At 39.9% G+C, this 13,282-nt stretch carries 18 protein-coding genes; 9 read left to right on the plus strand and 9 right to left on the minus strand.

Annotated elements, in window-relative coordinates; translation table 11 throughout:
- Positions 1 to 56 precede the first annotated feature (56 nt).
- The 6 genes from AC6JAD_RS04170 to AC6JAD_RS04195 are packed head-to-tail and all read left to right on the plus strand — an operon-like array spanning position 57 to position 3,814.
- Positions 57 to 935 (plus strand): cell division protein FtsX, encoded by an 879-nt coding sequence (locus AC6JAD_RS04170; RefSeq protein ID WP_461302401.1) that lies wholly within the window; start codon positions 57 to 59, stop codon positions 933 to 935.
- An 11-nt stretch (positions 936 to 946) separates the two neighbouring features.
- The gene (locus tag AC6JAD_RS04175; RefSeq protein ID WP_461302400.1) at positions 947 to 1,300 is read left to right on the plus strand and encodes a hypothetical protein; all 354 of its coding nucleotides are present in this window, start codon (positions 947 to 949) and stop codon (positions 1,298 to 1,300) included.
- A gap of 2 nt (positions 1,301 to 1,302) precedes the next feature.
- A complete protein-coding gene (locus tag AC6JAD_RS04180) occupies positions 1,303 to 1,563 on the plus strand; it encodes a DUF3098 domain-containing protein (RefSeq protein WP_461302399.1) in 261 nt (86 codons plus the stop codon).
- Positions 1,564 to 1,566: 3 nt separating this feature from the next.
- Positions 1,567 to 2,361: an undecaprenyl-diphosphate phosphatase gene (locus AC6JAD_RS04185; RefSeq protein ID WP_461302398.1), complete on the plus strand. Its 795-nt coding sequence runs from the start codon at positions 1,567 to 1,569 to the stop codon at positions 2,359 to 2,361.
- Complete coding sequence (truB, locus tag AC6JAD_RS04190; RefSeq protein ID WP_461302397.1) at positions 2,358 to 3,050, plus strand: tRNA pseudouridine(55) synthase TruB; 693 nt, start codon at positions 2,358 to 2,360, stop codon at positions 3,048 to 3,050. The genes AC6JAD_RS04185 and truB overlap by 4 nt, the downstream gene beginning before the upstream one ends.
- 56 nt (positions 3,051 to 3,106) lie before the next feature.
- Positions 3,107 to 3,814, plus strand: coding sequence for a hypothetical protein (locus AC6JAD_RS04195; RefSeq protein WP_461302396.1), 708 nt, complete (start codon positions 3,107 to 3,109; stop codon positions 3,812 to 3,814).
- Here the strand turns inward: AC6JAD_RS04195 and AC6JAD_RS04200 are convergent.
- Positions 3,811 to 4,422, minus strand: coding sequence for a thioredoxin family protein (locus tag AC6JAD_RS04200; RefSeq protein ID WP_461302395.1), 612 nt, complete (start codon positions 4,420 to 4,422; stop codon positions 3,811 to 3,813). The two genes, AC6JAD_RS04195 and AC6JAD_RS04200, sit on opposite strands and share 4 nt — an antisense overlap.
- 77 nt (positions 4,423 to 4,499) lie before the next feature.
- Between AC6JAD_RS04200 and AC6JAD_RS04205 the strand changes: the two genes are divergently transcribed.
- Entirely contained in the window at positions 4,500 to 5,060 is a 561-nt protein-coding gene (locus AC6JAD_RS04205; protein ID WP_461302394.1) for a DNA-3-methyladenine glycosylase I, read from the plus strand.
- Here AC6JAD_RS04205 and AC6JAD_RS04210 read toward each other — a convergent pair.
- From AC6JAD_RS04210 to AC6JAD_RS04235, 6 genes are all read right to left on the minus strand, one after another.
- Entirely contained in the window at positions 5,057 to 5,398 is a 342-nt protein-coding gene (locus AC6JAD_RS04210; RefSeq protein WP_461302393.1) for a hypothetical protein, read from the minus strand. The genes AC6JAD_RS04205 and AC6JAD_RS04210 overlap by 4 nt on opposite strands.
- Before the next feature lie 123 nt (positions 5,399 to 5,521).
- The gene (aat, locus tag AC6JAD_RS04215) at positions 5,522 to 6,166 is read right to left on the minus strand and encodes a leucyl/phenylalanyl-tRNA--protein transferase (protein WP_461302392.1); all 645 of its coding nucleotides are present in this window, start codon (positions 6,164 to 6,166) and stop codon (positions 5,522 to 5,524) included.
- A gap of 199 nt (positions 6,167 to 6,365) precedes the next feature.
- On the minus strand, positions 6,366 to 7,739 hold the full coding sequence (locus AC6JAD_RS04220) for a short-chain fatty acid transporter (protein WP_461302391.1): 1,374 nt from the start codon (positions 7,737 to 7,739) through the stop codon (positions 6,366 to 6,368).
- Between the two features lie 67 nt (positions 7,740 to 7,806).
- Positions 7,807 to 9,261 (minus strand): zinc metalloprotease, encoded by a 1,455-nt coding sequence (locus tag AC6JAD_RS04225; RefSeq protein ID WP_461302390.1) that lies wholly within the window; start codon positions 9,259 to 9,261, stop codon positions 7,807 to 7,809.
- 181 nt (positions 9,262 to 9,442) lie between these two features.
- The gene (locus tag AC6JAD_RS04230) at positions 9,443 to 9,820 is read right to left on the minus strand and encodes a DUF3127 domain-containing protein (RefSeq protein WP_461302389.1); all 378 of its coding nucleotides are present in this window, start codon (positions 9,818 to 9,820) and stop codon (positions 9,443 to 9,445) included.
- A 20-nt stretch (positions 9,821 to 9,840) separates the two neighbouring features.
- Positions 9,841 to 10,680, minus strand: coding sequence for a flavin reductase family protein (locus AC6JAD_RS04235; RefSeq protein ID WP_461302388.1), 840 nt, complete (start codon positions 10,678 to 10,680; stop codon positions 9,841 to 9,843).
- A 99-nt stretch (positions 10,681 to 10,779) separates the two neighbouring features.
- On the opposite strand from AC6JAD_RS04235, the gene AC6JAD_RS04240 reads away from it, so the two are divergent.
- Positions 10,780 to 11,937, plus strand: coding sequence for a sensor histidine kinase (locus tag AC6JAD_RS04240; RefSeq protein ID WP_461302387.1), 1,158 nt, complete (start codon positions 10,780 to 10,782; stop codon positions 11,935 to 11,937).
- A gap of 2 nt (positions 11,938 to 11,939) precedes the next feature.
- Positions 11,940 to 12,278, plus strand: coding sequence for a hypothetical protein (locus AC6JAD_RS04245; RefSeq protein WP_461302386.1), 339 nt, complete (start codon positions 11,940 to 11,942; stop codon positions 12,276 to 12,278).
- Here the strand turns inward: AC6JAD_RS04245 and AC6JAD_RS04250 are convergent, their stop codons facing one another.
- The gene (locus tag AC6JAD_RS04250; protein WP_461302385.1) at positions 12,279 to 12,668 is read right to left on the minus strand and encodes an HIT family protein; all 390 of its coding nucleotides are present in this window, start codon (positions 12,666 to 12,668) and stop codon (positions 12,279 to 12,281) included.
- Complete coding sequence (greA, locus tag AC6JAD_RS04255) at positions 12,669 to 13,145, minus strand: transcription elongation factor GreA (protein WP_461302384.1); 477 nt, start codon at positions 13,143 to 13,145, stop codon at positions 12,669 to 12,671.
- Between the last annotated feature and the right edge of the window lie 137 nt (positions 13,146 to 13,282).

A 13,282-nucleotide genomic window follows, 5' to 3' on the forward strand; every position in this document is an offset into this window, starting at 1 on the left:
TTTGAACGTTAGTAAGTGAGAGATACAAAAATCGTTGTATTTTTATCCCATTCTATATGGCAACTTCTTTCGAAAAATATCAAAAACGCAGGCTCATTTCTTCTTACTTCAGTGTGGTAATAAGTATATCGCTAGTGCTTTTCCTTCTGGGACTTTTGGGTTTATTTGTAATTAACAGCAATCAATTATCCCGTTATTTCAAGGAACAGATCCCTTTATCCATTTATTTGAAGGACAATGCCAACGATGTAGAGATCAATCAGCTTAAGCAAAGTTTGGAAATGGCCGAATATACCAAATCGGCCACCTATGTTTCTAAAGAAGAGGCCGCCGAAAAGCATTCGGAGGACATTGGTGAGGACTACTTGGAATTCTTAGGCTATAATCCATTACAAAACAGTATTGATGTTGAATTGTTGGCCGAATTTGTTTCTTCCGAAAAGCTAAAGGAAATAGCTAATGAAATAGGCACCAAGGACTTTGTGGAAGAAGTGGAATACGATGAAGTATTGGTAGAACTATTTGACAAGAACATAAAAGTGATCAGTTTTTGGGTTTTGGTATTCAGTGCCCTTTTTCTAATCATTGCAGTATTACTAATTAATAGTTCCATTCGTCTTTCGGTATACTCCAAGCGTTTTACTATTAAAACAATGCAAATGGTAGGTGCAACTAAACGATTTATTCGCCGTCCATTTATCTGGAAGAGTATGCGATTGGGAATTCTTGGTTCCGTTTTGGCCATGATAGGCGTGGGGTTAGTCCTGTTGTTTTTAGATAAGGAATGGCCTCAATTAGGGTTAATGGACAATACGGTACTCGTAGCTGGTTTGTTTGTATTTCTGCTTGTAGTTGGAATTGTCATTACATGGATAAGCACCTTTTTTGCTACACAACGCTTCCTTAATTTAAGGACAGACGAATTGTATTATTAAATTTCCGCGGAATGAAAAAAGCTGTTAAGTATATCGCATTGTTTCTTGTATTTCTTATCCCTCTTTTACTCTACAGTTGGGTCATTGTAAACCCCAAGCCCGAAAATTGCGAAGTCTTGGAAATAACTGCATCCAAGGTTTATGAAGGTGGCGATAAAGATATTATGGTTGCCGCCCCAAATGGAGACTTCTACTATATTAATCGTGGGCTGGAACAGGGGCTAACGATCGAAGGGATAAAGAAAAAAATTAAAAATAAAAAGGTTACCTTGCACCTACCCAAACAACTGTTTGGCGCAGTGACAAGCAATCATATTGCCCAGCTCACTTGCCGGGACGAAATAGTATTTACTGAATTCGAATAATCATGGGAGAGAAAAAAAGAAAAGAACAAGCAAAGAGCACCATGTTCATCTTTGAAAAGAAGAATTACAAATTCATGCTAATTGGCGCAGCTTTTATTGCTTTGGGTTTTATTCTAATGGCCGGCGGAGGTAGTGATGATCCCAATATTTTTAATCCAGAAATCTACAATTGGAGACGAATTAGATTGGCCCCGGCCTTAGTTCTTATAGGCTTTGGTTTTCAGGTGTACGCCATTTTATTAAATCCACACAAACAAAAGTAATTTATGGATGCTTGGGAAGCTATTGTCTTGGGCATTGTCCAGGGCTTAACTGAATTCCTTCCGGTCTCCTCTAGCGGACATCTCGAATTGGGAAAAGCCATTCTGGGCGATCAATCCGTGCCCGAAGAAAGCCTTCTATTTACCGTGGTCCTTCATTTTGCAACCGCTTTAAGCACCTTGGTTGTATTTAGAAAGGATGTCTTCACTATTATTCGAGGCCTATTTCAATTTACATGGAACGAGGAAACCCGATTTTCATTGAAAATTATCATTTCCATGATTCCAGCCGTTGTCATAGGTGTACTGTTCGAAGAGCAATTAGAAGCACTTTTTGGTGGAAATATTGCGTTCGTAGGGGTCATGCTTATCATTACGGCCATTCTTTTATGGTTAGCAGACAAAGCCAAGAATACAGGAAAGAAAGTATCTTATAAAAATTCCTTTGTCATTGGGATCGCACAAGCCATTGCCATGCTTCCCGGAATCTCACGAAGCGGCGCCACTATTTCCACATCCGTTTTACTTGGGAATGATAAAAGCAAGGCAGCTCGATTCTCCTTTTTAATGGTCGTTCCATTAATCTTCGGAAAAATTGCCAAGGACATTGTTAGTGGTGATCTAAGTACGGATTCCGCCAACTTTACCACCTTGGGGCTAGGTTTCATTGCTGCTTTCATAGCTGGGCTTTTCGCCTGTACGTGGATGATTGCCCTGGTAAGAAAAAGTAAATTAAGCTGGTTTGCGATCTACTGCCTATTGGTTGGAATCGCAGCCATCATCGTTAGTTTGGCCGTATGACCGTCGAAGATTTTAAAGAAGGGCAAGTGCTTCTAATCGATAAGCCATTGGAATGGTCTTCTTTTCAGGTGGTTAACAAAGTACGTTGGCTCATTCGCAAGCAATTCAACCTAAAAAAAATAAAGGTGGGGCATGCAGGGACCTTAGATCCGCTTGCCACTGGGTTATTGATTTTGTGCACCGGCAAATTCACCAAGAAAATAGAAACCTACCAAGCCCAGGAAAAGGAATATACTGGTACTTTCACCATAGGGGCTACTACGCCGAGTTACGATTTGGAAACTGAAGTGGATCATACTTTTGATATCTCAAGTATAACTGCAGAACAAATTCATGAAACGGCACAACAGTTTATCGGGGATATTCAACAACAACCCCCAGTGTTTTCTGCCTTAAAAAAAGATGGAAAACGCTTGTACGAATTTGCGCGTGAAGGGAAAGAAGTGGAAATACCATTTCGGACCGTTCATATTTCTGCATTTGAAATTACGAACATCGATTTACCAAATGTCGACTTTCGGGTGGCATGCAGTAAAGGAACCTATATTCGTTCGTTGGCGCATGATTTTGGCAAGGCCATGCATAACGGGGCGCATCTATCTGCATTGAGGCGCACCAAAATTGGGGATTTCGATGTAAAAGATGCGGTTTCCGTAGCCAATTTCGAGAATAACCTAAGGGATTCTTAACGTTAAATCCTACTAAAAACCTTTGTCAACTTCCAAAAAATGATCAATTTGCCCCTATGAACTTCAATTATTCCTATCGGGCCTTCTTAATTACCAGTCTTTTAGTGGGTAATTTGGTATTGCTAATGGTAAGCGTGAAGCTTAACAAAGAGGAACCCATTGAGGAAAGCGCTATGCCCGTAGAATACGCTGAAGAGTTGCTGGAGGAAGATTTGGCCGTAGTGTCTACAGAGAATATGGAGATTGAAACACACTCTGCCTACAATGAAGCGGAGAAGTTCATTGAAGAGCTAGAAAACGAAAGGAATGCGGAGGAAGTAGATATTTCCGATCCCTCTGAAAGCCAGAATAATCTGTCTGATGGCTCAAACTCCAACGATGTTGCCTTATCAGAAGCGAAGGATCATCTGCAAAAAGTAAAGGAGCGACTTGCCAACAAGCCTGAAAAAAACACTACTCAGGCAAGTGCTACTGGCATAAACCGGAAAACAACAATAAGTTATCTTTTAAACGGAAGAAAAGCCCTCTCGCTTAGAAATCCTGTTTATACCTGTGATAGCGGTGGTGCCGTAGTTATCAATATAGAAGTGAACGCCCTAGGAAAGGTTATTAAGGCTAGTTTTAACAAGGCTAGCTCAACTACAACAAATGGTTGCCTGATAGAAAGTGCCTTAGAATATGCCAACAAAGCAAGTTTTACTACCAAAGCTGATAAGCCAAAGCAGATGGGCACCATTACCTATGTTTTCCCGGGACAGAACTAGGGTATTAAACCTGCTAGGTCTGCTATAATATTCTGTGACTTATCTTTATTGTACCACACTTGTAAATCTTTCTTGAATTCTGCTGTAAGTGCCCCATGCTCCGCTTTAAAATCGTTTACCATCTCGGTGGCTATGGAAGGTCTTGGGCCCCAATCTCCAACAACTTCTTCTTTTTCATGATCCCACACAATTAGTTTAGGGATAGATAAGGATCCGTTGGTAAGGAATTCGTTCATTAACGGTACATTTTCATCCCTAAGGAGGACCTTAAATTCAATATTGGGCGAAAGCGCTGCAAGTTTATTCATAGCTGGCATAGAATGAGCAGCATCACCACACCAACTTTCTGTAAGCACCAACCACGTTTGCTTTCCTGAAAAGTTTTCAAACTTCTGTTGTATCCCATCTGGTATTTTCACGGTTTTGTCCAATCGTTTCATTCGGGAATGGTTCAGCAATGTATATTGGGCTAATGCTTCGGTCTGGTCTGGGCCCGTACTTGTTTTACTTTCTACATGGTCTTCGACCAATTTTCTATACGATGTATATGAATTTGAATTGCTAAGGCCTTGTTTTACCAATTCAATTTTATCTGAGGTTTTTGTCATTATTTCCATAGGATATAAGTCGTAAAATTATTGAAATCTTACTAACTTCACTCGGCGCAACCAAAAACTAAAAATTAATGAAAAAAAGATGTGCTTGGTGTGGAGAAGATCCCTTATATGTAGCCTACCATGATGAAGAGTGGGGTGTTCCTGTGCGGGACGATGATACCTTATTCGAATTTCTAATACTCGAAACTTTCCAAGCGGGATTAAGTTGGATTACCGTGCTGCGAAAGCGTGAAAATTTTCGAGCGGCCTTCGATCATTTCGATTATAAAAAGATTGCACAATACGATGATAAAAAGATAGATTCCTTACTTCAGGATGCAGGAATTATTCGAAACAAACTTAAAGTGAGGGCTACTATTTCCAATGCACAGGCCTTTATGAAAATACAGGAGGAATTTGGCAGCTTTAGTAAATATATTTGGGGTTTTACAGATGGAAAACCCATAAAAAACAGCTTTGGGGAAATGAAGGACATTCCCGCCAATACTCCATTAAGCGATACGATTAGCAAAGATCTAAAAAAGCGCGGATTTAAATTTGTAGGCACCACAGTAGTGTATGCCCATATGCAAGCCACTGGAATGGTAAACGACCATGTGGTCGATTGTTTTCGGTATTCTGAAGTTTAATTATCTAGAATGGCTAAGTGTGGATTTCCTTCAAGACGCACTTTCAATGCTTTGAGGGTCTGCTTGTATCGAAACACCATCTTCTTGTCAGTTGGTTTTTCTGTTTCAAATACTTTTTCAAACCACTTCCTTGCGGCAATATAATTCCCTTGAAAATAATATTCGTTAGCCAATTTTAAATAAATCTCGGGGGTTCCGTAACCTTCCTTCACAACTTGCTCATACACCTTAGCGACATCAATGTCCTTGTTAACATTGGTCTTGGGATTATTCTGGGCAGAAAGGTGCGGAGCCAAGAAAAGGCATAGCATACATAATAGGGGGGCAATACGTTTCATAAGTAATTTTTGGGAAAATTCTGATGCTAATGTGTTGAATACGTGCTTAAAAAACAAATTTATTCGATGAACAGCACTGTTTTTAAAGAAAATTTAGGAATTTCACCCCTCTTCATTGGATTCTTAAGGGGTTTCCAGAAAATTTAAGAATTCTCTCCTTGAAATTTCCCTAGCTCCAAGGCTTTCAAGGTGTTGCGTATATACTTGGCAATCTATAAGATGATAATCCTTCTTTTTTAATACCTGGACCCAATGGTAGAAACCTACCTTCGAAGCATTGCTCACATGACTAAACATACTTTCCCCACAAAACATTTTATATTCTGGCAAGTCAATTCCGTAAAGTCCCCCAACCATCTCGTCTCCTTCCCATACCTCTACAGATTTGGCATGACCAAATTCATGAAGAAGTGTATAAGCGGCTATCATCTCCTCAGTAATCCAAGTACTTTCCTGCCCTGGTCTATTCTTTTGAGCGCACTGCCTAATGACCTCAGGAAAATGACTATTGTAGGTAATTCTGAACTGTTCTTTCCTCAAAATCTTGCTGAAACTCTTTGAAACCCTTAACTCTTCAGGGAATAAAACCATTCGTGGGTCCGGCGACCACCACAAAATGGGTTCCCCAACACTATACCATGGAAATATCCCTGAACGATAGGCAAGTATCAATCTGTCAAGGGAAAGATCCCCACCTATAGCGAGCAGACCTTCTGCTGAAGCATTTTCTGGAGTGGGAAACTCTATTTCGGAGGAGAGATAAATCATTGTATTTCAGGAAAAAAGAATGTTAAAGCAGCTAAAATGGTTTGAATTATGCGGAATTTTTAGGAAATTTAGGAAACTGTTTTGATACCGGCTAAACTTTTTATTCATCATTGTTATTTGAATTTATCAAAACGGTACCTAACCCAAAACTAACCTCGCTGATAGTAACGTCAAAAATTAATATCGGTGGGGTTTTATTTTAAAGTAACCAAAGTCCCAACAAGAATACCGCACTACCCAACAACATGAGCAACAACGTATAGGGAAGAATTTCCTTGGCCTTTAATTTTGTGATTCCTAATAGCGGTAAGGCCCAAAATGGTTGTAGCATATTTGTTATTTGATCTCCATACGCCAAAGCCATAACCGCCTTGTTCAATGGCACCCCCAATTTCAATGCAGATTCTACTACGATAGGACCCTGCACTGCCCATTGTCCTCCTCCACTTGGTACAAAAATGTTGACTAATCCTGCACTAAAAAAGGTAAACAAGGGCAAGGTCGTTGCATTCGCTATGGAAACAAAGAAATCGGATATTTGCCCTACCATGCCACTACCACTCATAATCCCCATGATTCCAAAATACAATGGGAATTGAATAAGAATTCCCGAGGCACCCTTAATGGCTTCCTCTACTGCATTTAAGAAGCTAGCAAAACTACCATGTAGCATAAGTGCCAATCCCAGCATGAATAGATTGAGCATATTTGGGGTAATGATATAACGAGTCAGGTTATCGAAATACTGATAAAAAAATGCCACCAATACGATGGCCCCAAAAACAATTCCAACCCATTTGGAATAATCTATACGCTCTGCGCCCTTAAATGATTTGCCCTCTGGGGTCCAAGCTTTATACACAGGCAAATTTGTTTCTGTGGCAGGCAATCGTTTAGCCAGAAAAGACAGGAAAAGCGGCACCAAAATCAACAGAATGGCAAACAAAAATAAATTGGAACCACTAAAAATAGTCTCTGAATAGGGAATAAGATCGGGTAATTGTGCTTGCAACGAAGGATCCATCTGATTCATAAAACTTGCCAAATGACCCCTTTCACTAACTTTTGAAGGGGCAGATCCGCTCATACCTCCGTGCCAGATCATGAGTCCGACATAACCCGATGCACCTACCAGCGGATAATTTATCTTAAATCCCCTGTTCTGTGCAGATTCGGCTACCTTTCTGGCCAATATAGCTCCGAATATAAGACCCAGTCCCCAATTGAAAAATGAAACCAGCATGGTCGTTGTACTCACCAAAACTACGGCATTGGCCGTATTGGTTACGAAATTGGTCAACCCTTGAATTAGGGCATTCATGGGTTTACTCAACACCAAAATATGTCCCAATACCAAAATAAGCATCATTTGGTAGGCAAAAACCAATAGTCCATTACTCCACACGCCGCTTTCCCAATAAGAAAGTACCGCCAAGAAACCGTTTTCCCCTTCCGGTGCCGTCGTAAATATCCAGGCCAATAGCATGGTCACGACAGTTAAAATTATAGCAATGGCAAATGGGGAAGGCAAAAATCGCTTAAACAGCGTTTCGATGGAATGGGTAATGTTCATAGGGTTAAAAATAAAAAAATCCCACCACGAGGGCGGGATTTAATGATAAAGGTTACTAATACCCTGTTTACTTCTGAATATAAATTACACGCTCATTAACCGTTCCGTTATCATAATAAATTTCCACTTTGTACAATCCTTTTTCTAAAGACCTCAAAAAGTTTCCTTCCAAAACCTGAGTGGCATTTAGTTCGTTTCTTGAAATATTTAAATTAAAGAGGTCATCCTTAAATCTAATGATACTACCCCCAATAGGTGAAGGCCCAGAGCTATTGTTATCCCAACATCTTCTTGGTTGTGGGTCATCTAATTGTTCAATTACAATGGCCGTGTGGTTTGGATGCACGATATTCGAAAAATTGCTTTCATTGGCACCAATAGTACTAATTACTGTACCTAAATTTTGGAAAGAAGTGTCTAGATATGGTAATGGATCATCACATGATTGCGGAATACTGGAACAGCTACACTCAACGAATTCGTAATCAAATCCAGGTTGGAATGTAGGAGGGTTAGGAAATCCACCTCCAAGGGTGTAATCTCCATCGTAGGGTTCGTATAGGGATGCAACTGTGGTCAAGGCCGGATAAATTCTTTGAAAGAATATAGTTTGTTCCGCATCCAATTCGATGGTTTCCAACATTCTGATTTTTTGACCTACCGAGAATCGGTCATTACATCCTGCTCCCGGATATGGTTGGGCTCCCTTAGACATATAATTTCGCACATCATCCTCAAATATTTGATAGGGTGTTCCCCCACAGTCCGAGCCATTCCCGATATATACACAATTGGTGAGATCTAAATCAAAAATAACTGTACTTCCTCCACCTCCAGTTAAGAACCGTGGTTTTGCCGCCGTATCAACTACAAAATCTCCTGCACTATCTGCGTTAAAAGCTATATCTGCTGGATTTCGGGTTACTCTTTCACAATCTGTCGTGTCATCGTAATCTTCCTCCGTGTGCTCAAGCCCCAGACAGTGTCCCAATTCATGAAGTATGGTATGGGTATAGGCATTAAAACCCGACTTATTTACCGCTAAAATCCTTGAAGGCTTTCCAAGTGCTTGTCCCCCTCCAGATTGCAATGCTCCAGGCACGTACACGTTAAATGCGTTGGGCACTTGTAGGTCATTATCCCTTGCATGCGTCCAAATATCCAACAACGGAGATCCTACATAATGTGCCGTCGAATTGAAGCTTGTATTATCATACCCCAAGTACTTAAAGAAAATATTGAATTGATTAAATTCTTTATTGATGTTGGCCACATTTTGAAGTGCCGATTCTTCGGTTACCGTTGGTTCGTTTAAGGAATCATCCCTGTTAATTCCCCAAAAGAAAATATTAATAACTACTGGCTCAAAACTTGCCAAATATTCAGGATCAATAGAATGGCTATAGTCTTCTTCGTCGATCATGCGATCTCCTCCTTTTTTTACCGGACATGGCTCACTTTTTTGGGAAGATGCCGTCATCCCACACATAAAAACCACTAGCAATGTAAATACTGTTTTCATAGCATATCATTTTAAGGTTAGTAACTTATTTCTACTAACTTCCTACTTAAAAGTGGTATGTACAATGCCCGTTGTATATGTGCTTAATTGTATCTCATAATCGAATACCTAAATTGTATAAATGCAAAAAATCCCACCAAGAAGGCAGGATTTACTATGCAATGCAATAATTTGTCATTAATTAAAAAGGCAAATCATCGTGATCTTCTTCATTAAAATCGGTAGCAGGTTCGAACGCATCTGCCGGAGGCATTGGTGGCATGTCTGGAGCATTAACTGCCTGCTCTAGGTTTTCTATACGCCATCCCTGAATGGAATTGAAATATTTAGTCTCTCCTTGTGGGTTAACCCATTCCCGTCCCCTTAAATTGATACTTACTTTCACATTTTGCCCCACCTGGAATTGGTTTAACAGGTCCGTTTTATCTTGAACGAACTCAATCATAATGTGTTGTGGGTATTGTTCTTCGGTGGTAACCACCAATTCCCTTTTACGAAACCCATTGTTTCCATAGGTCTTGGTCTCATCTATCATTTTAATTTTTCCTTGTACTTCCATCGGTATCTTACTATTTATTCTTAATTATCGTATTTGGTTAGGAGTTCGCTCCATGCATCGTCTACACGCCCTTCTTCCAGTAATTTATGAGCTCTTTCATGTTGTATATGGGAATCGGCAATATAATGTTCTGCTCCCACTGGTAATACTTCTACATTAGCCAATTGACCTAGGTCATTTCCGGTGAGTACAGTGCTCAATCTAATGGTTTCAGGCAATGCATCCACACCAATTCCAAGGGTTCGCAAAGGTTTCTCCACCTCAAAAAGCCCTTCTTTGGCACGACTGTACCAGTTCCCTCCCAATCGTGAAACCGTATCAATTTTATACGGATCGATCTTCCCTTCTGCATCCAGAATAGACTCGTCCACATGTAACTGTACCACCTCTGCAATCACCAAGTTTCCTGCGCCTCCTTCATTTCCCAATGCAATAACATCGTTCACTTTACATTCAAACTGCACAGGAGCTTCTCCAACTCTCGGCGGACTTACTTTATCTGAAGCTACCTCTGTAAACCCAGCTTTTACAAATTCGTTCACTCCCTTGGCATATTCGGTAGAGGATAAACTCATTTGTTGCACCATGGCATGACTCACAATGTTAATAACCACTTCTTTGGTCTCGAGTATATTTTCCAAGGTGTGCTTAGTAGTATTTCCCCTCACCCTACGTGCTGGTGAAAATATCATGATAGGTGGATTTGCACTAAATACATTAAAGAAACTATAAGGGGAAAGATTTACGTTCCCTTCTTTGTCCACAGTACTGGCAAAACATATGGGCCTAGGTGCCACAGCACCCAACAAGTACCCATGTAATTGCGGTATTGAAATTTCCTTTGGATCTATTCGTAACATTCCTGCAAATGTACCCAAAGCCCCTGTGTTCTAAAAATTTGAACACACAATAATATTAACAGATTTCCATTATATTTAAAACTGAAAAAGCAGCTCTATATGCCTAGCAAATCTACGCTTACCCGTTGGTTCTTTATTATTATTTCCATTTTCATTATTGGTCTCGTCATTTGGAACACCACTCAGTTTTTTAACCAATTGAAGGAAAACGAGCGTAACAAGATGGAAATCTGGGCGGCAGCATTCGAAGAGCTTCAGAATCTTGAGGCAAATGCCCCGGGCGATGAAGGGAGTTTCTTGTTGGAGATTATCAACAAAAATGAAACCACCCCCATGATTTTGCATACCTACAAAGAGAACATCTATGATCTAAAAAACCTTCAAGACTTAGATGCTTCGGATACCATTCAGTTAAAACAACTAATTATAAAATACAAGACAGAGTATAAACCCATAGACATTACGTACAAGGAAGAGGTGCTTTCTACATTGTATTATGGTAATTCCCCTATAATAAACAAAATTAAATACTACCCTGCTGCACTTATACTGATTATCATATTGCTTTTTGTAGCCATCTATTTTTTCTACCAAACTTCAAAATCTGCAGAACAAAATAAATTGTGGGCTGGAATGGCGAAAGAAACGGCACATCAAATTGGAACTCCATTATCATCCCTCGTAGGTTGGACGGAAATTCTAAAAACAGAAAACGTGGATCCAAGCTATATCACCGAAATGGAGAAGGACGTAGAACGCCTGCGAACTATTACTGAACGTTTTTCGAAGGTAGGTTCTGTTCCTAATCTAGATGAGGTTGATATCGTTGAAGAAACGCGAATGGCGTTCGATTACCTGAAAAGTAGAAGTTCGAAACTGATAGAATTCGAATTAAAAGTGCCCAATGCTTCCATTCCTGTTAAACTAAATTCTCAATTGTACGGATGGACTATTGAAAATTTGGTGAAAAATGGGATTGACGCCATGAAGGGACAGGGGAAAATTACCATTGAAATTGTAAGACAGGAAGGAAAATATGCTATTGTGCGTATTAGTGATACGGGGAAAGGGATTCCCAAGCGGGATCATAAAAAGGTGTTCAAACCTGGATTTACAACCAAAAAACGTGGTTGGGGACTGGGACTTTCCCTTGCAAAACGCATTATTGAAGAGTACCATAGAGGAAAAATATACGTGGCAAAAAGCACTAAAGACCAAGGAACTACGTTTGAAATGGCACTTGCCTATACCCGTTAACCATGGAAATAAGAACGCATCTACTGCATACTTCAAGAATTAACAATAACTGTCCGGAGTGTTATTCTACCGAAGGATTGGAATTCTCCTTTTCCCAAACCGAAAACGAAAACAAGTTTTATAGCAAGGCCACTAAGGAAATACAGGAAAAGCTTTATTGTCATAGTTGCAATCAGCAGATATTTCCAGTAAAATGGACAGAAGATATCGAAAGGGTGTACGAATACCACAAGAAGTTGGCAAAACCCATAGGTACGGGTTTAAAATTAAAACCCCTGGCCTATTTTATCATTTTGTTGGACGCTATTATCCTGGCCGCCTTAATTTATTATTTCAAATAGTTAAAGGGATTCCTGGATTCTCTGGGCAAGGGAAGTCATTTCTTCGGGAGAAAGTTTTACTTTATGTTGAAAGGTCATGTCCCGCATTTCATTTATGGGAATAAGGTGAACATGAACATGGGGCACTTCCAAACCTATGACCGAAACTCCAATTCGATCGCAAGGAACTATTTTTTCTAAAGCTTTCGCCACATTTCGGGAAAAGCGCATCAATTCCAAATAATGTGCTTCTTCCATATCGAAGATACGGTTGATCTCCTTTTTTGGGACACAAAGGGTGTGTCCTTTTGCATTGGGATTGATATCTAAAAAGGCAATGAAATGATCATCCTCTGCCACTTTGTAACATGGAATCTCACCTTGTATGATTTTTGTAAAAATTGAAGACACTTAATCCCTGGATATTTCAATTATATCAAACTTCATGATACCATTTGGCACCTGTATTTCGGCAACATCCCCTACTTCTTTTCCTAACAAACCTTTACCTATTGGCGAATCTACAGAAATCTTTCCAAGTTTAAGGTCAGCTTCACTCTGTGCAACCAATTTGTACGTCATTTCCATTCCGTTCATTTGGTTCTTTATTTTCACCGTAGAATGCACCAATACCTTAGACGTATCCAACTGGGATTCGTCAATTAAGCGTGCACCCGATAGGGTCTCTTCTAATTTTGATATACGCATTTCCAACAGGCCTTGTGCCTCCTTGGCAGCATCGTATTCCGCATTTTCACTCAAATCACCCTTATCACGAGCCTCGGCAATCGCTTGTGAAGCTTTAGGGCGCTCCACATCCTTAAGATGGTTCAATTCATCCCTCAGTTTTTTTAACCCCTCCGCAGTATAATAAGATACTTTACTCATAACTTCATCGTTTGTGTATACATACACGTTATTTGATACTATATAAGCGCTTGAAATAACCAAGCTCTTACATTTAAACACAAAAAATCCCATACGGGACGGGATTTGCAATACAAATATACAAAAAATTAGTTTTT

It is taken from the genome of Aureisphaera sp. (genome assembly GCF_059726885.1).

What these genes read in the sequence shown, in the direction of transcription:
- AC6JAD_RS04205 (WP_461302394.1), top strand. Translation starts at nt 4,500, where the DNA reads ATGAAAAAAAGATGTGCTTGGTGTGGAGAAGATCCCTTATATGTAGCC.
- AC6JAD_RS04170 (WP_461302401.1), top strand. Translation starts at nt 57, where the DNA reads ATGGCAACTTCTTTCGAAAAATATCAAAAACGCAGGCTCATTTCTTCT.
- AC6JAD_RS04225 (WP_461302390.1), bottom strand. Translation starts at nt 9,261, where the DNA reads ATGAAAACAGTATTTACATTGCTAGTGGTTTTTATGTGTGGGATGACG.
- AC6JAD_RS04230 (WP_461302389.1), bottom strand. Translation starts at nt 9,820, where the DNA reads ATGGAAGTACAAGGAAAAATTAAAATGATAGATGAGACCAAGACCTAT.
- AC6JAD_RS04185 (WP_461302398.1), top strand. Translation starts at nt 1,567, where the DNA reads ATGGATGCTTGGGAAGCTATTGTCTTGGGCATTGTCCAGGGCTTAACT.
- greA (WP_461302384.1), bottom strand. Translation starts at nt 13,145, where the DNA reads ATGAGTAAAGTATCTTATTATACTGCGGAGGGGTTAAAAAAACTGAGG.
- AC6JAD_RS04210 (WP_461302393.1), bottom strand. Translation starts at nt 5,398, where the DNA reads ATGAAACGTATTGCCCCCCTATTATGTATGCTATGCCTTTTCTTGGCT.
- AC6JAD_RS04245 (WP_461302386.1), top strand. Translation starts at nt 11,940, where the DNA reads ATGGAAATAAGAACGCATCTACTGCATACTTCAAGAATTAACAATAAC.
- AC6JAD_RS04195 (WP_461302396.1), top strand. Translation starts at nt 3,107, where the DNA reads ATGAACTTCAATTATTCCTATCGGGCCTTCTTAATTACCAGTCTTTTA.
- aat (WP_461302392.1), bottom strand. Translation starts at nt 6,166, where the DNA reads ATGATTTATCTCTCCTCCGAAATAGAGTTTCCCACTCCAGAAAATGCT.
- AC6JAD_RS04175 (WP_461302400.1), top strand. Translation starts at nt 947, where the DNA reads ATGAAAAAAGCTGTTAAGTATATCGCATTGTTTCTTGTATTTCTTATC.
- truB (WP_461302397.1), top strand. Translation starts at nt 2,358, where the DNA reads ATGACCGTCGAAGATTTTAAAGAAGGGCAAGTGCTTCTAATCGATAAG.
- AC6JAD_RS04220 (WP_461302391.1), bottom strand. Translation starts at nt 7,739, where the DNA reads ATGAACATTACCCATTCCATCGAAACGCTGTTTAAGCGATTTTTGCCT.
- AC6JAD_RS04200 (WP_461302395.1), bottom strand. Translation starts at nt 4,422, where the DNA reads ATGACAAAAACCTCAGATAAAATTGAATTGGTAAAACAAGGCCTTAGC.
- AC6JAD_RS04240 (WP_461302387.1), top strand. Translation starts at nt 10,780, where the DNA reads ATGCCTAGCAAATCTACGCTTACCCGTTGGTTCTTTATTATTATTTCC.
- AC6JAD_RS04235 (WP_461302388.1), bottom strand. Translation starts at nt 10,680, where the DNA reads ATGTTACGAATAGATCCAAAGGAAATTTCAATACCGCAATTACATGGG.
- AC6JAD_RS04180 (WP_461302399.1), top strand. Translation starts at nt 1,303, where the DNA reads ATGGGAGAGAAAAAAAGAAAAGAACAAGCAAAGAGCACCATGTTCATC.